17 protein-coding genes are annotated in these 20,619 nt (G+C 46.6%); 6 read left to right on the plus strand and 11 right to left on the minus strand.

Annotation, left to right across the window (positions count from 1 at the left end; genetic code table 11):
* The first annotated feature begins 333 nt into the window (after positions 1-333).
* Positions 334-729 (plus strand): rhodanese-like domain-containing protein, encoded by a 396-nt coding sequence (locus ACN6NF_RS24115; protein WP_017426145.1) that lies wholly within the window; start codon positions 334-336, stop codon positions 727-729.
* Positions 730-759: 30 nt separating this feature from the next.
* Here the strand turns inward: ACN6NF_RS24115 and ACN6NF_RS24120 are convergent, their stop codons facing one another.
* Positions 760-1,593 (minus strand): HNH endonuclease, encoded by an 834-nt coding sequence (locus tag ACN6NF_RS24120; protein ID WP_474320010.1) that lies wholly within the window; start codon positions 1,591-1,593, stop codon positions 760-762.
* Between the two features lie 261 nt (positions 1,594-1,854).
* Between ACN6NF_RS24120 and ACN6NF_RS24125 the strand changes: the two genes are divergently transcribed.
* Positions 1,855-3,348: an alpha-amylase gene (locus tag ACN6NF_RS24125; RefSeq protein ID WP_474320012.1), complete on the plus strand. Its 1,494-nt coding sequence runs from the start codon at positions 1,855-1,857 to the stop codon at positions 3,346-3,348.
* A gap of 63 nt (positions 3,349-3,411) precedes the next feature.
* Here ACN6NF_RS24125 and gpmA read toward each other — a convergent pair whose 3' ends face one another.
* The 3 genes from gpmA to ACN6NF_RS24140 form a co-directional block, all read right to left on the minus strand.
* On the minus strand, positions 3,412-4,161 hold the full coding sequence (gene gpmA, locus ACN6NF_RS24130; RefSeq protein WP_474320014.1) for a 2,3-diphosphoglycerate-dependent phosphoglycerate mutase: 750 nt from the start codon (positions 4,159-4,161) through the stop codon (positions 3,412-3,414).
* Positions 4,162-4,322: 161 nt separating this feature from the next.
* Positions 4,323-5,063, minus strand: coding sequence for a Bax inhibitor-1/YccA family protein (locus ACN6NF_RS24135; RefSeq protein WP_474320015.1), 741 nt, complete (start codon positions 5,061-5,063; stop codon positions 4,323-4,325).
* A gap of 149 nt (positions 5,064-5,212) precedes the next feature.
* Entirely contained in the window at positions 5,213-5,500 is a 288-nt protein-coding gene (locus ACN6NF_RS24140) for a hypothetical protein (RefSeq protein WP_019688939.1), read from the minus strand.
* Positions 5,501-5,765: 265 nt separating this feature from the next.
* Between ACN6NF_RS24140 and pepT the strand changes: the two genes are divergently transcribed.
* Both pepT and ACN6NF_RS24150 read left to right on the plus strand, forming a co-directional pair.
* Positions 5,766-7,001, plus strand: a complete 1,236-nt coding sequence (gene pepT, locus ACN6NF_RS24145; protein WP_474320016.1) for a peptidase T — start codon at positions 5,766-5,768, stop codon at positions 6,999-7,001.
* 198 nt (positions 7,002-7,199) lie between these two features.
* Positions 7,200-8,036, plus strand: a complete 837-nt coding sequence (locus tag ACN6NF_RS24150) for a methyl-accepting chemotaxis protein (RefSeq protein WP_474320018.1) — start codon at positions 7,200-7,202, stop codon at positions 8,034-8,036.
* 124 nt (positions 8,037-8,160) lie between these two features.
* On the opposite strand, the gene ACN6NF_RS24155 is transcribed toward ACN6NF_RS24150, so the two are convergent.
* Positions 8,161-9,036 (minus strand): DNA-binding protein, encoded by an 876-nt coding sequence (locus tag ACN6NF_RS24155; protein WP_474320019.1) that lies wholly within the window; start codon positions 9,034-9,036, stop codon positions 8,161-8,163.
* Between the two features lie 442 nt (positions 9,037-9,478).
* On the opposite strand from ACN6NF_RS24155, the gene hxlA reads away from it, so the two are divergent.
* Both hxlA and hxlB read left to right on the plus strand, forming a co-directional pair.
* A complete protein-coding gene (gene hxlA, locus ACN6NF_RS24160; RefSeq protein ID WP_013312540.1) occupies positions 9,479-10,114 on the plus strand; it encodes a 3-hexulose-6-phosphate synthase in 636 nt (211 codons plus the stop codon).
* Positions 10,115-10,118: 4 nt separating this feature from the next.
* Positions 10,119-10,676 (plus strand): 6-phospho-3-hexuloisomerase, encoded by a 558-nt coding sequence (gene hxlB / locus ACN6NF_RS24165; RefSeq protein ID WP_474320021.1) that lies wholly within the window; start codon positions 10,119-10,121, stop codon positions 10,674-10,676.
* A gap of 127 nt (positions 10,677-10,803) precedes the next feature.
* On the opposite strand, the gene ACN6NF_RS24170 is transcribed toward hxlB, so the two are convergent.
* From ACN6NF_RS24170 to ACN6NF_RS24195, 6 genes are all read right to left on the minus strand, one after another.
* Complete coding sequence (locus tag ACN6NF_RS24170; protein ID WP_474320023.1) at positions 10,804-12,927, minus strand: endo-1,4-beta-xylanase; 2,124 nt, start codon at positions 12,925-12,927, stop codon at positions 10,804-10,806.
* A gap of 103 nt (positions 12,928-13,030) precedes the next feature.
* Complete coding sequence (locus ACN6NF_RS24175; protein WP_474320024.1) at positions 13,031-13,954, minus strand: carbohydrate ABC transporter permease; 924 nt, start codon at positions 13,952-13,954, stop codon at positions 13,031-13,033.
* Positions 13,955-14,433: 479 nt separating this feature from the next.
* On the minus strand, positions 14,434-15,414 hold the full coding sequence (locus ACN6NF_RS24180; protein ID WP_474320025.1) for an ABC transporter permease: 981 nt from the start codon (positions 15,412-15,414) through the stop codon (positions 14,434-14,436).
* Positions 15,415-15,428: 14 nt separating this feature from the next.
* Positions 15,429-17,096, minus strand: coding sequence for an ABC transporter substrate-binding protein (locus ACN6NF_RS24185; protein WP_474320026.1), 1,668 nt, complete (start codon positions 17,094-17,096; stop codon positions 15,429-15,431).
* Positions 17,097-17,220: 124 nt separating this feature from the next.
* Positions 17,221-18,987, minus strand: coding sequence for a sensor histidine kinase (locus ACN6NF_RS24190; RefSeq protein ID WP_474320027.1), 1,767 nt, complete (start codon positions 18,985-18,987; stop codon positions 17,221-17,223).
* Positions 18,984-20,615: a response regulator transcription factor gene (locus ACN6NF_RS24195; RefSeq protein ID WP_474320030.1), complete on the minus strand. Its 1,632-nt coding sequence runs from the start codon at positions 20,613-20,615 to the stop codon at positions 18,984-18,986. The genes ACN6NF_RS24190 and ACN6NF_RS24195 overlap by 4 nt, the downstream gene beginning before the upstream one ends.
* Positions 20,616-20,619 lie beyond the last annotated feature (4 nt).

The following is a 20,619-nucleotide window of genomic DNA, read 5'->3' on the forward strand; positions in this document are numbered from 1 at the left end:
ATTGTATATTGCTTGGACGTTATTCTGTTGTTGTTACTGCTGCGGAATATCTCACGAAGCGCTCCCTCGTGACTACAACAGGACGAAACGGAACCCTATACCTCTATATTACACCTTTCGCAACCCAATCGTCGAAGAAATTTTAAATTTGCACAAATTTCTGCAAATTTTTTATTGTTATTTTAGATAAAAATTAGAATAAGCACGATTTTTGTCTAAGTTTACCTTAAAAAAGGGAGCATTTTATACTAGAGATGGGTAATAGAGAGAGTGAGTTTCTGTTCATTAATATGAAAACCAACACAAAATATATTCCTACGGAGGTTTTAATCGATGGCTAAAACATTTGCAGATATGGTTCAAGAAGCGAGGCAGCACGTTCAGGGCATTACTTCACAGGAAGCACGTCAGCGAATTGAATCCAATCCAGATACATTCGTTATCGACGTACAGGACTCTCATGATGCAGGTGCTTGCGGCCTAATTCGCGGTAGTGCCAATATTTCACTAGGCATGCTGCCCATCCGCGCTGACCTGGACGTTCCACAAGATTTGCGCGATGAACGCTTACGTGACCGCAACCGCCCAATTATCACCACCTGCGGGGCAGGCGGACAAGCCGCACTCGCAGCTTATATACTCCAACAGATGGGCTTTACTAATGTAGCCTTTATCGAAGGCGGAACAACAGCCTGGAAGGAATCCGGCTTTGAAGTAGAACTGTACTAAGGGAATGTAGCCGATTCCCCAGCAATCGTCCTAGGTGCGTAAGGTGTCCTCAGAAGCATCGGAAGCACCGGGAGGTTCAAAATCATCCGGAATCGGCAGTGGCACGCCAGACTCGATGAATTCCTCTACATCACGGGCTGCTTTAACTTGATTGCACTCGTTGCAGGCACATACACAATTTACTGGCGTGGTGTGTCCACCTTTAGCCCGAGGGAGTAAATGATCAATCGTGTCACCATAGCCACCGCAAAAAAAGCACGTATAGCGGTCACGTTTAAGCACGTATTGGCGGAATTCCTTGTTGCTATAAAGTCTGCGGACCGTGTACGGATTTACAATCACCGCCATACGTTCTCTGACCAGAGTCATCGCCAAATCAAGCTCAATTTCCTGATGCCAGCGTCTCCCTTGGTCGGTTTTGCCTCTTAGCCGAATCATGCCATTGCGATTAAGTCGCAACGCACGGGTATCTGCAGGCTTCAACCTGCTAAGCAAATGGCGAACCCGTTGCCGATGGCGCTCACGCGCTTTGTCCGTGACGGGCTTTCTGCGGGGGCGTTGAGAATCACTAGAAGGCTGCGCGGACGCTTCCAGACCGTATGCAGCCGTATCTGCTTCGGAGCCATGCCGCTCCACAGGAGCAGCCAAGGGCTTCGTTTCCTCATGGGAAGGAGCGGACGCAACCGCCCGTTCTTGCGGTGCTAACCCCCGACAGGAACGGCAAGGACCACGCCGGGAAAAAGGCCCCGCCCGGCGGCCGGTTCTGCGCTGAAAGTCCGTTAATGGTTTGATCTCCTGGCAATACGTACATTTTTTCATCAGCGTTTCTCTCGCTTCATCCTTATTCTGCTGCCAATCTGTCACGTTCATCCCTCCTTCCCTTTCTTGTTCGAGCTTATGATTTGCCCGAAATCCGAACCATGGCTAAGTTAGATTCATTTTACCGTTTTCACGCTTCCTTTTCTAGCCATTGAGTCGTTGTGATCACTCAAGGTATAACAAATTTTAATGATTTAGCATACGTTATACAGCGATCCATGTTCTTCATCAACATCATATTGGCCATCAGACGTTTAGCCCCCCTCACTTGGTGGGTAACTTGTTATATATGAAGGAGGGACGCACATGAAAAGGAACCATACGATGATGCAATTTTTTGAGTGGAATGTCGAAGCTGACGGTTCTCACTGGAAAAAGCTTGCCCGCCTGGCACCGGAACTGAAGGCCAAAGGAATTGACGCGATATGGATTCCACCTGTCACCAAAGGCCAATCGCCCGAGGATACGGGTTACGGCGTCTATGACCTTTACGATCTGGGCGAATTTGACCAAAAAGGTGCAGTGCGCACCAAATACGGAACCAGGGAAGACCTGCTGGAAGCTGTCGCATCCTGCGTTCGCCACGGCGTAGCCGTCTATGTCGATCTGGTCATGAACCATAAGGCTGGTGCGGATGAAACCGAAGTATTCAAGGTCGTCGAGGTTAATCCGGATAACCGTAATGAGGTCATTTCCGAACCCTTTGATATCGAAGGCTGGACTAAATTTACATTCCCCGGCCGACAAGGGAAGTATTCCACATTTCAATGGAACTTCGAACATTTTAACGGAACGGATTACGATGCAAGTCAGGACCGGACAGGAATCTATCGTATTTTAGGTAAAAATAAAAACTGGAGCGATAATGTAGATGATGAATTCGGCAATTATGATTATTTAATGTTCGCCAATATTGACTATAATCATCAGGATGTGCGCAAGGAAATGATCCGCTGGGGCAAATGGCTCGTGGATACTCTACAATGCAACGGATTCCGTCTGGATGCGATCAAGCATATTAATCATGAATTTGTACGAGAGTTTGCTACAGAAATGATTAAAAAGCGTGGGCAGGATTTTTATATGGTAGGCGAATTTTGGAAACCGGATCTGGAATCGTGTCAAAAGTTTCTGGATACCATCGATTATAAAATCGACCTGTTTGACGTATCCCTCCACTACAAACTACATAGCGCTTCCTTGGGGGGTAAGGATTTCGATTTAAGCACCATTTTCGAGGATACGCTGGTTCATACCCATCCCCTGAACTCGGTTACTTTTGTCGATAATCATGATTCCCAGCCGCACGAAGCGCTCGAATCCTGGGTGGAGGACTGGTTCAAGCCCAGTGCCTATGCACTCATCCTACTGCGCAAAGATGGTTATCCCTGCGTATTCTACGGTGATTACTACGGTATCCAGGGACAAACGCCTGTGAAAGGCAAGCAGGCTGAGCTAGATCCGCTCCTATATGCCCGGTATCACAAAGCTTATGGTGAGCAAAAAGATTATTTTGATGATCCCCATACGATTGGATGGGTTCGTCAGGGCATTCCTGAGCTGCACGGCTCTGGATGTGCTGTGGTGATCACCAACGCAAATAACGGGGAAAAACGCATGTTCGTAGGTAAACAACGTGCAGGAGAAAAATGGACCGATTTGACCGGGCATCACGATCATACTGTAAAGATCGAACAGGATGGCTACGGCATATTTCCCGTTCGTGCCGGCAGTGTATCGGTATGGGCACTTCCTACTGAGGAAGACAGCCTGGAAACAGAGGATACCGCGAACGCTTGATGTATATCAACATTAAGAGGACAGGATGCAAGGAAGCGTCCTGTCCTCTTTGTATATAAAGAATCACTCCGTCACCTTGCCTTGGTTGGCCACAGCCTGTTTCTTGGCCTCTACATGACTCGGATCACCAAGATAGAAACGCCGGATAGGATCAATATGCTCATCCAGCTCATACACCAGTGGGATACCTGTCGGAATGTTCAAATCCAGCAATGCGGTTTCGTCGAGATTCTCCATGTACTTGATCAAGGCCCGCAAAGTATTACCATGTGCGGAAATGATAACCCGGTCCTTTTTAAGAATCAATGGCACGATCCGTTGTTTCCAAAACTCACCAACCCGATGCACAGTGTCCTCCAGGCTCTCCCCGAGCGGCAGCTCCTCCGGTTTAATATGGCGATAACGCTCTTCCCGATGTGGACTCCGTTTATCCTGCTCATCCAACATGGGTGGCCGCACCGTCAAGCTACGCCGCCAAATATGAACCTGTTCCTCGCCGTATTGCACGGCGGAATCCAGCTTGCTGAGCCCCTGAAGAGCACCATAGTGGCGTTCATTCAGCTTCCATGACTTCTGCACAGGTATCCACAGATGATCCAGCTCATCCAAAATATGATACAACGTGCGGATAGAACGTTTTAGCACAGAAGCAAATGCCAGATCAAACGTATACCCAGCCTCCTTGAGGATACGTCCTGCCTCGATAGCCTCATGAGTTCCCTGTTCAGTTAGATCGACATCCGTCCAGCCTGTGAACAAGTTTTGGCGGTTATATACGCTTTCTCCATGCCTCACCAGCACCACTTGATACATATACCTCACTCCTCACCTATCTATCCTCTATGTTTTACCCAACTTCTATGTATTTAACGTAAAATGCACTTTTTAAACCGCCTCTTTCATACAAAAAAGGACGACATTCAGCCGTCCTTCTCTTCTCATCCTACTTGAACCATATGAAATAGTCGCAGACCTTAGTCCCTATTGCTAAGCTTAGCTAACAGATCCAATATTCGTACATATAGCCACACTAACGTTACCAGCAATCCAAAAGCACCATACCATTCCATATATTTGGGTGCACCTTGATTAGCTTGTTCCTCAATGAAATTAAAATCTACGAGCAAATTCAAAGCGGCAATGATGACGATAAATAAACTAATGCCAATACCCACCCAGCCCGTTTCATGGATGTACGGAACATTCATACCGAAAAAATTTAAAATAAAATCAACCAACGTCACCAGAAAAATCGCCATCGTACATAGGACAACAAATGAGATAAAGCCGCGCGTCACCTTAATGATTCGCTGTGTATACATAAAGAGCATCAAGAACAAGATACCCACAGTCAGCAAAATGGCATTAACTACAATTCCAGGGTACTCATACTCCATAAAAGCGGAAACGCCACCCAAAGCAAAACCACTCAGAATCGCATATACAGGAGAAAGCAATGGAGCCGTTTTGGGAAAAAAGGATATCGCAAGTGCTACGCCTGCCATCCCAATAAAGCCTGCCGTCAGCAACGATAGCACCTCTACGGTTCCTTGGTAGGTCATATACCAGGTAATACTGCTAGAAACGATAAGTAGGACCAGCAGAAGTAACGTTTTGTTCACCGTTCCTCCGATGGTCATACGTTGTTCGCTAGCTTCTCTTTCATCTTCACGCAAAAAGATGTCATCACGTAAAACCGGATTGCTAAAGCTCATACAGGGTACTCCTTTTCGATGTGTTATTTACGATGTCATATGTATATATCGGCACAGCCTGAAAAAAGTTTCAGAAAATTTCAAACAATAAAAAAACTCTAACCTTGCCTTTCGGCAAAGCTAGAGTTAGAGGGTCAAGTCGTTACAGATTAAAAATCAGCGGTAGCAATTTGGATGGTACCTGTTACTGCTCCAACTGGAGTCGCCTGAAGAGCAGCTACCAGCAGCAGAGCAACTTCTAACGTAAGGCTGTTGCCCGCCGGGATCACATAAGTGATCACAGGAGCATTGACGCGGGTAACCACAAGATCAACCGGATTGGCACCTGTATTATTCACAGTAATCGTAGCATTACTACCGCCTCTCAGGTTTTCAAAAAAGGACTTACCCACACCAGCAGCAAGATTGTAGAATTGCGAAGGTAAAAGAATCGCCATAGTCTTCACCTCCCTTGCGTTTGATAATGTATTCTATGCTTCCAATCTATGAACGTAACGTTAAGTGACTCAGTAATAAGACACAATTTAAAAGACTTATAGATTAACGTACTCTATGTATGTTAAAAGGAGTTGCCCTCTCAGATCCTTTGCAGACTCCTACAAAACCTGTCATGTTGAAAGGTTAAACCATTTTTTTCATACTATAAGCCTAATCATGATAAAATACGTACCATAATGGAAAAGACCCAAGGAGGATAACCACATGAAACAGGAACTGATTGACCGCCTGACTACCTATGTTCAGGTAGATACCCAATCTGACGAAAGCAGCCACACTTGCCCCACCACACCCGGGCAGCTCACATTGGGCAACCTCCTGGTGGACGAACTGAAAGCCATCGGTATGACAGACGTAACCATTGATGACCATGGTTATGTAATGGCAACCCTTCCCTCCAATACGAATAAAGAAGTGCCCGTCATTGGTTTTCTGGCCCACCTCGATACGGCTACTGAGCTAACTGGCGCAGGAGTGAAGCCGCAGTTGACAGAGAATTACGATGGAGGCGATATCACGCTGAATGCCTCGCTGGGTGTAGTACTTTCTCCACGCGAGTTCCCCGAATTGACTCAATATAAGGGCCACACCCTAATCACAACAGATGGTACCACCCTGCTCGGTGCAGACAACAAAGCTGGCATCGCAGAAATCATGACAGCGATCCACTATCTGATTGATCATCCCGAAATTCAACATGGCAAAATTCGCGTTGCTTTTACACCGGACGAAGAGATTGGAAGAGGACCTGAGCGCTTTGATGTAGCCGCTTTTGGTGCTGAATATGCTTATACGGTAGACGGCGGACCGCTCGGAGAGCTGGAGTATGAGAGCTTCAACGCCGCGGCTGCTCATATTACCATTCATGGTGTGAATGTACATCCAGGTACGGCTAAAAACAAAATGATCCACGCTGCCAAAATCGCTATGGAGCTGCACAGTAGATTACCTGTGAATGAAGCCCCGGAATATACAGACGGGTATGATGGCTTCTATCACCTGCTGGAGTCTACAGGCACAGCAGAACAAGCCAAACTATACTATATTATCCGTGATTTTGATCGCGAGAGCTTCGAAAACCGAAAAGCTTATTTGGCAAATATCGTAAAAGAGCTCCAGGCTGCCTATGGAGATAACCGTATCACGCTGGAGCTGAGAGACCAGTATTACAACATGAAAGAGAAAATCGAGCCTGTGAAACATATCGTCGATATCGCTCATGAAGCAATGACAAAGCTGAATATTGAGCCCATTATCAAGCCGATTCGTGGAGGCACAGACGGTTCACAGCTGTCTTACATGGGTCTGCCTACACCGAATATTTTCACAGGTGGGGAGAACTATCACGGTAAGTACGAGTATGTGTCAGTGGACAACATGGTACTTGCCACCAAGGTTATTGTGGAAATTGCACAATTGTTTGAGCAACGCGGCAAGTGAATCACGTATACACACACTGACACGTTTAGATGAAAGACGAAGGCCTATCGTTTCCATTACGAAACGATAGGCCTTTTTTTATTGAAGCTCTCATATCCCTTTAAATTTCAATACCTTTATAACTTTTATCCGTCTTCAGACCGACAATTATATAAGACTATAAAAAATATATTTAGTAAAGAAAGGTAGGTAGTCCATTTGAATACAATAGATGCATTAATTGTAGCTATTCCCTACATACAACAGGTGATGCGTGAGAAAGTAACCCTTGCTCTCTTCGACCGCACTCACGTTCTGGCTTACACCCAATCGGAGGGGATGGACCTCGGCTTTGAAACAGGCTCGGAGCTGCTGGAGGACTACAAAAATTTTGCCATGCTTAAAAATGGACGTGAGACCAGCTTGACCCATATTCCAGCTGAAGTCCTGGGATATCCTCTTGATATGGTCAGTATTCCTGTACTTGACGATAAAGGGGAGGTCATCGCAGCGTTTGCCGCCTCCTATAATTTGACCAACAAAAATCAACTAGATCAAATCGTATCCGAAAACCTCTCCATTACCGAGCAGCTCATTGAGATGGTGCAGCATGTAACAGCGCATTCGGAGGAGCTACAGGCTACCAGTGAGCACATTTTGAAGAACACCCAAATTGCCGTACAAAACTCGGGGAAAATTAATCAGGTTGCTGTATTTATCAAGGAAATTTCCGATCAAACTAACCTGCTTGGATTGAATGCCGCGATCGAAGCCGCACGTGTCGGAGAAGCAGGAGCAGGCTTCGGTATCGTTGCTCAAGAAGTACGCAAGCTGTCCGTAGAGTCCAAAAAAGCGACGGTCGATATCGAGGGAGCCCTTAAGGATGTGCAGAACTCCATTCGTCAAATGGAGCAGGAAATAGAGCAAATCGTTTCTTCTTCTCAAGAGCAGGCGACTCTGGTAGGCTCTTTCACCGAAGTCATGGAACGTATGCAAAAGGCGAGCGAAACGATGCAACATCTGGCCGATAACCTGACTTCCTATATTGTAAAATAAATAACATCGTTAATTGGTATGAGAAAGGGGAGCACACTGATCCGCAGATGGCGAAAAAGTGCGCTCCCCTTATTTACAAAATTCCTACTGGGTCTGACGATCGAAGTCTGAAACTCAAGCAACACTAAGAAACGCTAAGACCATAGTTATCGAGCTTAATGCCTTTTTCATTATGAAGGCCCCTTAATAAAATGGTTTGGTATTGCTCTTGCTGGGACGGTGTTGCCCAATCTCGGTAAGTCTCGAATAGTGCAACCAGTGTTCTAAAATCGGCATCGGCTTCTACACCAATAGAGAATTGCAGAGAAACAAGGATATAATTCAAGGCAACGATATACTGCTTCTTTTTCAAATAGTAAATAGCTAATTGGTTGACCAGTTTTAAATAATATACGCGGTTGGCTCTATCTTCATAACCTTCAAATATCTCAATATCATCGGCAAACTCGTTCAGCAGGTCGTCAATATCCCAATTGTTCAAGTTAGCTGCTTCAGTAATACCAACCAATCCTGGTAGTAGCTCCTCGTCATTGTTGTGAAGAAACTGAACATATTCCGGTAAAAGCTCCTTCTTCCCCGAAAGTAAATCAATCATATATAAATTGGCCTTGGCGAGAAAACGGAATCTCTCTACTTCTTCGTGACCGCTTTGATCCAGCCCCATAAACCAGCCCATTTCGCTATACTTCATAATATAATCTCTGGCTTTCTCATACTGGCCCATATTCTGATAATAAATCGATTTCGCTAGATAACTGTAAGCATAATAAAACACCAGCGGGTGTTTGGTGTCCAATGTCTCATACTTGCTGTCCGCAGCATTTCTCAGTTGGGTGTGATACAGGCTTTCAGCCAACGAATGCAGATAATCCGCAACCTTGTTCGCTTCATCCCAATCATTATGTGTGTAGCTGATTCTAAACAACTCGCAAGCTTTATCAAGCGCGTGGCTGTCCGACAACAAATAAATAGCTCCTCTTTGATTCAGGACCTCTTCCACTAAACCCCGCCTCCCTATCCTGAAAATTACGTTCCCCCCTAGCCTAGCGGCTATTCTTCAGGGTAGTTATGCTGTTAGCTTCCTTTTTTACATACCAGTATATTACAAATATAGTCAAAACCTAACTTGAAGTCAATTCAATCCTCGGTACATTCATATTTTTGCAATCTGACATAGATATGTATATTTACGGGTCACAAATAGAGGGTTTTCATTATTGAAATAATGCTAAAGAAGACAAAAGATTGGCTCTCTTATGGGTGGTTTTTATGATCTATAGTATCGTCAGGGTAACTACGTTACGAATTAGTGCGTACTGTTCAACCGAATACCGGGGCCTTACAATCAAACCTGTGCATGAGAACAAAGTATAAGTACGACTCAACAAAACATGTACCTGTTCATCCAAATACAAATTCACTTAAGGAGTGAAGTTAATAACATGGAACTTCAATTGGCTTTAGACTTGGTAGATATCCCGCAAGGTATCGCATTGGTAAAAGAAGTAGAATCGTATATTGATATCGTAGAAATTGGTACGCCGATTGTCATCAATGAAGGACTTCATGCTGTAAAAGCAATGAAAGAAGCATTTCCCAACCTAAAAGTGCTGGCTGACCTGAAAGTTATGGACGCAGGGGGCTATGAAGTGCTGAAAGCTTCCGAGGCTGGTGCAGACATCGTGACGATTTTGGCTGTAGCTGAAGATGCAACGATCAAAGGTGCTGTAGAAGAAGCTAAGAAACAAGGCGGTAAGAAAATCCTAGTGGACATGATCGGTGTCAAAAACCTGGAGCAACGTGCGAAAGAAATCGACGCTTTAGGCGTTGACTATATCTGTGTGCATACTGGCTACGATCTACAAGCGGAAGGACAAAGTCCGTTCGAGGCACTGCAAACCGTCAAAAAAGTCGTAAAAAACTCCAAAACAGCCGTAGCTGGCGGCATCAAGCTGAGTACATTGGCTGAAGTGGTAAAAGCCCAACCGGATCTGGTTATCGTAGGCGGCGGTATCACTGGCGAAGACGACAAAAAGGCTGTAGCTTCGCAAATGCAGCAGCTTATTAAACAAGGTTAATCCAATGGAAACCTCTCAATATTTATCTGAGGTCATCAAGGAACTGCAATTCGTGCCACAGCTAATCAGCGATACCGAATCGGAACAGCTGATCCATTCCATCACTGCTGCGAATAAGGTATTCGTAGCAGGAGCGGGGCGCTCAGGGTTCATGATTCGCTCGCTGGCCATGCGGCTGATGCATATGGGAATTCAAGCTTACGTCGTTGGGGAAACCGTAACCCCTGGTTTGGGCGAGGGCGATCTACTGATTATCGGTTCAGGCTCTGGTGAAACCAAAAGCCTAGCGTCCATGGCAGACAAAGCGAAAAAACTCGGGGCCTCACTGGCGCTTCTTACCACTTCCCCCGAGTCCACCATCGGCAAACTGGCCGATATCATCGTCAGGCTGCCCGGCGCACCCAAGGACCCATCCAACAAGAATTACCAAACCATTCAGCCCATGGGCTCACTGTTTGAACAAACCCTGCTGCTGTATGGCGATGCGTTGGTGCTCAGAACGATGAAGCTGCGCAAGCTGACCTCCGAATCCATGTATGGTCAACACGCCAATTTAGAATAAAACTGCTTTTTCCTTTACGATAACAAAGCAGGCTGTCCCTACATGTCCGAGCATGTAAGGGCAGCCTGCTTTGTTTGTGTTTAAATGAAGTAAAATCTTAGTCTTCTACTTCTCCGTCTCAACTCATTTATTCGTTACCCCCTGCTGGCAGCGGCGGCACTTTGGATGGATCAACCAGCGCCCAATACGCATATTTGGCCTTTAACCGTTCATCGAACAGCAGCGGCTTATCCAGCCGGGCAATCGGGAACGTACTAAGCCACGTATTACCATCATCTGTACCCCAAATGGTCACATTGCTGATATGATCCTGCTGTCTTGTAAACATATCGAACAACGCCTGATAACGGTAAGCCTGCCGGATCAGCAGGGCTTCAGGAATCGTTTCGTAGCGATCCGTATCATTGGGATAAAGTCCCATATCCAGCTCCGTGATCTGATTATCCAGTCCGAGTGAAGCAAACTTCTCGATGGATTGCTCGATTTCGGCAATAGTAGGGAACTCCAGGCGGATATGCGATTGGTGACCCACGCCGTCAATCGGTACACCTTTGGCAAGCAAATCACGCACCAGATTGTACAGAAAATCCCGTTTCTTCGGTTCATGGGTATTGTAATCGTTAATGAACAACCGCGCGTTCGGACCCGCCACTTCCCTCGTGACACGGAACGCTTTTTCAATATAATCAGTTCCTGTAATCTGATACCACTTGCTGCGGCGCATGCCGTCGGGCTGATCAGGATCAATGACTTCATTCACCACATCCCAATCGGTAATGACATTTTTATACCGGGCGGCAACAGTACGAATATGCGTCTCCAGACGGTCCAGCAAAAGCTTTTTATTCTCAGCAGTTGGTGTCATCGGCTGTCCATTTTTGTCCTTAAACATCCAATCCCCGGTCTGGTTATGCCACACTAAGGTATGGAAACGAATTTCCAATCCGTGCTCTCTGGCAAATTGCACAATTTGGTCTGCTTCCTCCCAATGGAACTGCCCCTCGGATGGTTGCAAGGAGACCGGCTTCATCGCATTCCCTGCAACAATGCTGTTAAAATGCTTCTGTACCAGTTCTCCGTAAGCCCCTTCGGTCTGGAAAGCCTCAATCGCTGTGCCGATGCTGAACTGTCCCTGATACAATCCATGCAAAGAAGGTATGTCCTTCTCAATTGCCAGCGGCGGCACCAGGGACAATTCGAAATCATCCATATAAAAGGAAGACGTCCCTTCTGACGATTCCAGGTACATAGAAACGGTATCTGCATCATGTGCGAGCGTATACGTACCCGACAAATGCATCCATCCCCCTGTCGTGATAGCTGTATCGCCTGCAACCGTTTCATATGCACTTTGACCTTGGTAATCACGCTGTACGCTGATCCTCACCTTGGCAGGCTGCTCACCTGGCGCCAGCTTCACCCAGGCGCTGACCGTATATCGGTTGTCCTTTTGCATCGTGGTAGTCACGTCCAGCTTGGGGCCGGCATATGCCTTTTGTCTGCCCGTTGTCAGCAGACTGTATGAGCCGGTCCGTGCATCGGCATTCGAGACCTGCACGGTCTCGGCTCCCAAGCGGGATACCCAACCTTGGGCTGTGCCATCTTCGAACCCAGATACAATCCCACTTGTAGGATTCGTCGGTGTTGCTGATACCTGCCTAATTTCCACCTCATCCACATAGTAGGCCTGAGCGGGATTCGAGTTCTCCACATACAGCTTCAATGCATTCATCTCCCCGGTAAACGTATATCTCCCCTGAAGTTTAATCCACGAAGTATCTGCCTTTTCCGTCTGTGCTACAGTCTTCCATGCTGTAGTCCCGCCTATCGGCTGCTGCTCCATCGTAAGCTTAACCACGCTTGGAATTGCCGCATTGCCGTCCAGTTTCACATACCCGCTAATTTCGTACTCCACATCCGGCAGCAACAGTGGCTTCACATCTAACTCTGCTCCATTCCAAGCCGCCGTACGAGCAGTTGCCTTCAGACTGTGCGTGCCACCATAGGCCGCTTCCGTGACAGATGTAATTTGGGTATAAGCTCCCCGTGGCTTCCAGCCGTCACTGTTTCCTTGCTCAAATCCATACGTTTTAATGGTCTTCCCCGCAGATAGTACCATGTCCGATACCGACGGAGAATGTTCCATAGACGGAGCTGCCTTCGCTACAGACGTTCCCCAACATCCGATAGGTGATAACAACAGCGCTCCAGCCAGCATCAGACAAAAAGGCGTATACCAACATGACCGCACAGCAATCTCTCCTACACTCAAATTTTGAATTCATACTTGGCACCCTTGGATTATAGTTATCTGCGGATTGGAAACGGCTGTTAGAATGAAAGTGAAATATTTACTATCCTTTGACACCTCCCAAGGTCATACCCTTCACAAAGTATTTTTGTAAAAACGGATAGACTAAAATAATAGGCACTGAGGCGACAATCGTCATCGTGGCGCGAATAGAGGTAGGCGTAACCACCTTCGCCAGATTTTCCGACCCTGCAAATTGGCTGGCATAGTCCTGAGCGTTCACGGATGTATTGGAATTTTGCAGAATTTTCATTAGCTCATATTGGAGAGTGCTCCATTGCTCATACGACGAGTTGTACAAAAATACATCGAACCAGGAATTCCATTGCGAGACCGCCGTGAACAGGGATACCGTTGCCAGCACTGGCACACACAGCGGCAAAACAATGCGCATAAAAGTAGCAAACTCCCCAGCCCCGTCAATACGCGCCGACTCCAAAATCCCCTCTGGCAATCCCTCAATAAAGGAGCGGATGACTATGACATTAAACACCCCGATCAACCCCGGCACGATATACACCCAAAAGGTTCCCAGCATCCCAAGCTCACGAATCAAGAGAAAATTGGGGATCAATCCACCGCTAAAATACATCGTCAAAATAAAAGCAATCGAAACAAGTTTGCGCAGCACATATTCCGGTCGGCTGATCGTATACGCCACCATCGCGCAGCAAAACACTGAGGTCACTGTACCCGCGACCGTACGTAATACAGAAATCAGCGTAGCATGGAAAATCGTCGCTTCCTTGAATACAAATTCATAATTGCTCCACGTGAATTCACGCGGCCACAAATAAATCCCGCCCCGAATGGAATCATTCGCTTCATTTAATGAAACCGCCAACGTATTTAAAAATGGATACAGCGTGAACACCATTAGGCACAGCATAAACACAACATTGCACGCATCAAAAACCCGATCCGAGGGTGCCCGAAATCGCCCGTGTCCGGCCTTCCCTTTGCCCATGACTTCCTCTCCTTTCTAAAACATCGCCTAGCCCTGTACTTAAATCCGATTGATTATTCGTAGAGTTTGTTGGTGCTGTTACTTGGAACAGTCATTTTGAGTGTGTATATTAGTGGCAATTGGAGTGAATTATGTGGATTATTATGGGGCTATAAGAAGTCGTGTTGTAGTTAGTTGGTAATATCTTGATGAGGTCCGCGAAGCGGCCTGTTAAAAATCCACTGACCTTCCCCGTAGAATGCATGGGCACGCGCCTTCCTTAAGTTCTTCCCTGCCACTACCTTCAGTTCTTAAAAAAGTGACTTTACGGGGGATGGCAGCGGGGCGGGCGGAATTGTTCTGAAGAAGCGGAGCGCTCGCCTTTATCCCCGGATTTTAACCTATTCTTCTTATTCCTATAAGAAAATCCGGGGATAACAGCGATCGGAAGAACAATCCGCACGCGAAGCGACCTTATCCCCCCCATAACTCACTCTTTTTCAGAACAACCGCTCCTCCCCTAACCGCTTCGCAATATGATTGGCGCTAAACAACAGAATGAAGCTAACCACCGTTTTGAACATTCCAGCAGCAATGGAAAGCGAAAAGTTGCCCATCTGGATACCATATTTCAGTACGAAAATATCCAGATTTTCCGAGTAATCTACGTTCATGCCGTTACCCAGTAAATATTGCGGTTCAAAGCCTGATTCCAGCAAGTTGCCAATGTTCATAATCAGCAGGATAATAAATACAGGCTTTAATCCCGGCAATGTCACATGCCAAATTCGCTGAAACCGCCCTGCTCCATCCATCTCGGCCGCTTCATACTGCGAAGGATCAATCATGGTCATCGCAGCCAAATAAATGATGGTATTCCAGCCGACATTTTTCCATACCTCTGACGCACCGAGAATACCCCAAAAGTAGCTTCCCTCACCTAACCACAGAATAGGTTCCTTAATCAGCCCAAGCCACATCAGCACCTCATTGACAATGCCGCCGTCCGCTGATAGCGCTGTACTGATAATGCTGGCTGCGACCACCCATGAAATAAAGTGCGGCAAATAGCTGATCGTCTGCACCACTCGCTTGAACACAATCTGACGAAGCTCATTCAGCAAAATCGCCAATGCTATAGCGGTGACAAAGCCCAGCACCAGGTTAATAAAGCTCATCGCCAGCGTATTGCGCATCACCCGCAGAAAGTGTTCATCCTGAAATAGAAAACGGAAATGCTTCAATCCAACCCAATGCTGATCAAGCAACTTGCGGGCAGGCTTAAAATCCTGGAAAGCAATCGTCCAGCCCCAAAGAGGTAAATATTTAAATATAAACAGCCAGATTAAAAAAGGGACGGACATCCATACGAGTGCACGCTGCTGGTTCAGCTTGTGTATAAATCCCCTAAAGCCGGTTCGCCGTGAGGGCGACACATGGCCCGGGGAGGTCGTAACAGGTTGCGGTGACGTGTAGCTCATAGCTGCTTCCTCCTTTATTTTTTCCCGACCATCTTGATTTTTTTGGCAACCTCCTTCGTGATCAGCTCCTCAAAGGCCTTCACATCCAGCTTGTTAAACTCGGTGGTGTATTCGTTCCAAATGGCATCAAATTGTTCCGGTGCAGACAGTACCAAGCGCGGGAAATATTTGCGCTGCAGGTCTCCTTTCTTTTGCTGGAAGATCTGCGCAGGTGAGCCTTGGGCAACCTGAATGCTCCAGGCCGGGAACCATGGACGTTCGTCAGGTGCGGAAAACATCTGCGAGAAAGACTCTACACCGTTCGCTTTAAGCAGCTTTTTATCACCTTCGGTATACGACATACGCGCAACCTCAGGCTGCCGTCCGGGGCTAGCCGAGTTGCCGTCGGGCAAGGAAGAACCGTTACCGTATCGCGGCCAGCTGTATTCAAAATATTTGAACCCAAATGAGTCACGGAACGCATCCTCACCCGTCTTCTTAATTTGCTCCTTGGTCCGATAAAAGCGCCCATTTTTATCTACATCATAGGTTTCACCTTTGATCCCCCAGTTGGATAACACTTGATTCTCATCGGTCAGCAGATTGTTGAAAAATTTGATGATACGTACCGGGTCCTTGGCACTGACCGTAATTCCAATGCCTCGGTTATTAACAAATGACGACGGATCAAGATACTGATCCTTTATATTCCGGTCGTATACAACAGGCAGCCCTACATATTCCAGATCATCATTACCCGAACGCTTGGAAGCCTCCTGCAGGTTATTTAGAGACTGCCCTGCCTGCCAGCGATAATCGAAAAAGCCCAGCACCTTACCCGAGGTTAGCTTCGCCAAATATTGATCGTAATTGTCTACAAAGGAGGATTTATCGAATAGACCCTCTGCGTTAAGCTGATTCAGTTCCTGGAGATACCGCTTTGTGATTTCCTCATCTCCATAATCCGTCGCCTGGTGTGTTTTCATATCAATAATCGTGCCGCCATCATTGGGATAGCCTGCCAGATGCATCGGCGCATTCGTAAGCGCATAAAACCTATCCTGCGTGGTTAACGCCAAGTACCCGGTTAATCCCTCGTCTGCATGCTTTTTCGCATAGTTCCGAATCAGAGCCAAGTACTCATCTAAAGTTTTTATTTTTGGGTATCCCGCCTCCTTCAACACTCTACGCTGTATCCAAAAAGCTCCCTGCTCTATATTAGGAGCAGACAAATAATCACCGACCACCGCACTGAATGGCAGGAAATAGATATTCCCATCCTCCGCTTTCATCAGATTGTAGTACGGTCCATATACACGCTTGATATTGGGCCCATATTTATCGATCAAATCATTCAGGGGAATAAAAGCCCCGGCATCCAGCAGTTTATCAATCGTGCCATCTGGTACAATCACGTCTGGATAGTCATTACTAGCAATAAACGTGCCGATCTTCGTATTCGAATCCCCTACCAAATGCTCCAGCTTCCAGTTCACGCCGGTCTGATCTTCCAGTATTTTTCCGATCCGCGTTTCATTGGTATTAATGTCTCTTCCCGCCGTGGCATTAAAATACGTGAATGTGACCTTCTCCTTGCTATCTCCCGACGCAGGCTCCTTACCCGAGCTCCCTGAGCAAGCAGCGATCATAGATGCCATCATAACCATTACCAGACTGATGATTCCGAACCTTTTGCTTGTCATGCCAGACCTTCCCCTTTCGGCCTCTTTTGTCGATGGTGTGTGAATACCAAATTGTAAGCACTTTCATTTTATAAAATGCCGTTCATTTTGTTCACCTGTCAATCTATAGCTGTTACTTAGGAAACTATAGGTCCCGATCCGCAGGAATCATTATACGAATCTCTGTACCCTCGCCGGGTGCGCTGCGAATGACCAGCTCAAAGCGGTTTCCGTAGTAAAGTTTTAGACGATAGATGACATTTTGCAGACCTATACGCTCACCCATTTCTTCCTGCCTTTGCATGTAGCCATATAAGCGCTGCACCTGTTCCGCAGACATGCCCACCCCATCATCCCGAACCGTTAGCATCAGTCGTTCTTCCTCATGCTCAAAAAGAATCTCAATGCGTCCCCCATGCTTTAGCGGCTCAATGCCGTGGATACTTGCATTTTCAACCAGCGTCAGTACGACCATTTTGGGAATCAGATTGTCCAAGTCTTCAGAGCGTGCCTGTACCTCGTACTGTATTCGCTCACCAAAGCGATATTGTTGGATTTCCAGAAAACAACGGATCAACTCCAGCTCGTCCCGCAAAGTAACCCGATCCTTGTTCCACACCAGCGAATTGCGGAAAATCCGTGCCATGTTATGAATGATGCGGGCTGTCTCATCTTCATGCTTCATCAGGCTTCGCATACGGATCGTCTCCAGCGTATTGAACAGAAAATGTGGGTTGATCTGGCTGTGAAGTGCATTCAGCTGAGCGTGCCTACGCTGAATCTCCAGATTTTTTCGCTGAATATCGGCCATATAAACATCGTTAATCAGGCGTTTTATTCTCAGCGTCATCCGATTAAATTCACCCGTTAGCTGTCCGATTTCATCACTCGACTCCATACCTGGAATGAGTTCAAAATGCTGATTTTTCACCTTTTTCACATGTTTCAGAATGCGATGAAGCCGCACGTTCAGCGAACGTGTAATCCAGATAATGATCAAGGTGGGCAGCAGCATATTTACACAGGTTAACAAGAGCGCAAAATTGCGAGGTTCCTGCATTTCATACAACACTTCATCTCTGGATACCGCAGCCACAATGCTCCAGCCGTTCAGATTATTCGTAAGCACATAATGAGTCTTGAATTCCATGGTGTCATTGGGTAGCTTGAGGGTGCTATAGGCCACGCTCTTATGATTTATATCAACCTTGGGGTCATTTGTATATTCGACTTCTCCCCGTTCGTTAAGCAGAAAGAGACTCCCTTGCAAGTTCAAGTTATTGAAAATCTCCCGAATGGATGACATTCGCAGCTCTATTTTCAGTATTTTTTCACGACCATTTTGGGAATAAAAATAGTTCATCCGTCGAATCAGGCTGAAGGGGTGTAGCTGCTCAGCGGTACTGTCGTCAGTACGGACAAATATAGGCTTGGACTGGCGTCCAGGCGGGATTTGGGTATACCAGGGGAAGCTTTTGACCCTCTCATCTATAAAGCTGATTCCCCCGGAATCCATTAGCGTTGGATTATCTGTATAGATCGTAATTCCACCTACGGATTGGTACACAGGACTGTAAGTATTGTTTAAGATACGACGTAAATAAGAGTCATAGACAGCAATATAGTCAGCAGGGTGGGGATAAGTTTCTTCCAACACCTCATTGAGTCGATAATCGGTATAAAAGATAGACGAAATCTCCATCGCATCTTCAAATTCCCGGTAAAATTCGATTTTTATTTGTTCCAGTGCGCGCGTAATATCCTGAATACGCTGTTCCTTCACATTTTGCGAGGTAACATGGTAAAAGATCAGATTAGTCAGCACTATAGGTGTAAAAACACAGAGGAAATAAAGCAGCAGCATTTTATCCCGCAACCGTATATGATCCAGGATAGTTCTCAGCCTCTTCATTCGCCGGACCTCTCTGGCTCGTGCCCAACACTCAGGCTATTGCGGTATTCACTTGGCGTGACGTGCACCAGCTTTTCAAACTGAGTCACAAAATAGTCTGAACTGCCGAAGCCCACGCGCTCCGCAATTTCATAAATACGCAGATCCGTCTGCCGCAGCAGGCGTTTCGCCTCCTGAACGCGCAACTTCAGCAGGAATTCGTTAAAGTAGACCCCGTATGTTTTTCTGAACAATTGACCGAGGTATACCGGATTCATGTAAAAGTGAGCCGCAATACTTTTCAGGCTTATATTCTCGGCAGCATGCTGCTCAATATAAGCACGGATGTGCTGGATTCCTCCCTGCTGACATTCCTTGCGCAGCGTCCCAATATATTTTCCACTTTCTTCGGCAAAGGCTGTAAACAATCGCTGGAGTTCACCCAATGACAGATTCATATCCTGCCAGTTTATCATCGGTTCCAGTGACTGAAGTGAGCGCTCATTTCCCTGCATATTTTGAATGACCCGCACGATACTAAGAACGCATTGATGCAGACTCATTTTCATAGCCTCAGGAGCATAATACTCTTCCCGAAAGCTGCTAAATAAATAACCTACGGTCGCACGTAGCTCTTCCAATTGGAGCTCCTCGACCTGCTCTGTCAAGCTATCCAGTACGTCCTGACGAATGGTCCTATAGTGGAGGGGAGGCATTTTCTCCGGCAGATTGACGACAATACCGCTATGGTCATGAATGTATTTATGGAGCACTGCTTCCTTTGCACTGGCATAGGATTGCTGGATATCCCGCAACTGCTCCACAGCACTTCCCGCATACACGAACACCCGACTTCCCGACCGCTCTCTTAGTGAATTCATCCCCTCTATCTCCTGTTGTAGCGCTTTCATAAACAATTCTACTTTGGCTCCAAAACCCTCTAAAAAGAAGTCCGGTACGATAAGACCAACCCGGTTACGATGCTCATGGACATAGAGAGGGTACTTGCCGTCCATTAAACGATGAAGCGCTTGCTCTATAAGCTCCCTGAACTGGAAAAGCGATAGCATGACACCATCGTCACCGGAACGCCAAGGATGCTGATCATTCAGCTCGACGAGTACATAGTACATATACGTGGCTTCTCCAAGCCGCAACTGTTGCTCCCAATGTGTCACCACTGCATCATCCACTGGATTCATCATCACCGTCTCTAACAGCCCGCCTGTAAGGTAGTTTTGATATCGCTGCGCGTTCTGTTGTTCACGGTGCAATCTTTCACTCAGCTTGCGCAGTGTAGCCGAAAAGCCCTCATCATCAACCGGCTTGAGTATAAAATCATGAACTCCATAGCGGAGTGCCTGCTGCGCATAAGTAAAATCACTGTAACCACTCATAATAATAAAAGCAGGATGTTGGGTACTCCGTTCGAGTACGGATCGAATTAGCTCTAATCCATCCAACACAGGCATACGAATATCGGTAATGACCAGATCCGGGTGAAGACGACTGATTAGCTCCAGCGCATCCTCACCATTATCAGCTTCCCCCACGATTTCAAAGCCACAGGTTTCCCAATCCACAAGTTGAATTAGCCCTTTGCGGGTGAATATTTCATCATCCACCACAATGGCTCGATGCAGCTTCATAACC

The sequence above is a fragment of the Paenibacillus sp. TSM33 genome (assembly GCF_056099025.1).

Bases quoted from the DNA above. Each gene is read 5' to 3' on its own strand.
- pepT (WP_474320016.1), top strand. From the start codon at position 5,766: ATGAAACAGGAACTGATTGACCGCCTGACTACCTATGTTCAGGTAGAT.
- ACN6NF_RS24140 (WP_019688939.1), bottom strand. From the start codon at position 5,500: ATGGCGATTCTTTTACCTTCGCAATTCTACAATCTTGCTGCTGGTGTG.
- ACN6NF_RS24180 (WP_474320025.1), bottom strand. From the start codon at position 15,414: ATGAGCTACACGTCACCGCAACCTGTTACGACCTCCCCGGGCCATGTG.
- ACN6NF_RS24175 (WP_474320024.1), bottom strand. From the start codon at position 13,954: ATGGGCAAAGGGAAGGCCGGACACGGGCGATTTCGGGCACCCTCGGAT.
- ACN6NF_RS24190 (WP_474320027.1), bottom strand. From the start codon at position 18,987: ATGAAGAGGCTGAGAACTATCCTGGATCATATACGGTTGCGGGATAAA.
- ACN6NF_RS24135 (WP_474320015.1), bottom strand. From the start codon at position 5,063: ATGAGCTTTAGCAATCCGGTTTTACGTGATGACATCTTTTTGCGTGAA.
- hxlA (WP_013312540.1), top strand. From the start codon at position 9,479: ATGGAACTTCAATTGGCTTTAGACTTGGTAGATATCCCGCAAGGTATC.
- gpmA (WP_474320014.1), bottom strand. From the start codon at position 4,161: ATGTATCAAGTGGTGCTGGTGAGGCATGGAGAAAGCGTATATAACCGC.
- ACN6NF_RS24195 (WP_474320030.1), bottom strand. From the start codon at position 20,615: ATGAAGCTGCATCGAGCCATTGTGGTGGATGATGAAATATTCACCCGC.
- ACN6NF_RS24185 (WP_474320026.1), bottom strand. From the start codon at position 17,096: ATGACAAGCAAAAGGTTCGGAATCATCAGTCTGGTAATGGTTATGATG.
- ACN6NF_RS24125 (WP_474320012.1), top strand. From the start codon at position 1,855: ATGAAAAGGAACCATACGATGATGCAATTTTTTGAGTGGAATGTCGAA.
- ACN6NF_RS24115 (WP_017426145.1), top strand. From the start codon at position 334: ATGGCTAAAACATTTGCAGATATGGTTCAAGAAGCGAGGCAGCACGTT.
- hxlB (WP_474320021.1), top strand. From the start codon at position 10,119: ATGGAAACCTCTCAATATTTATCTGAGGTCATCAAGGAACTGCAATTC.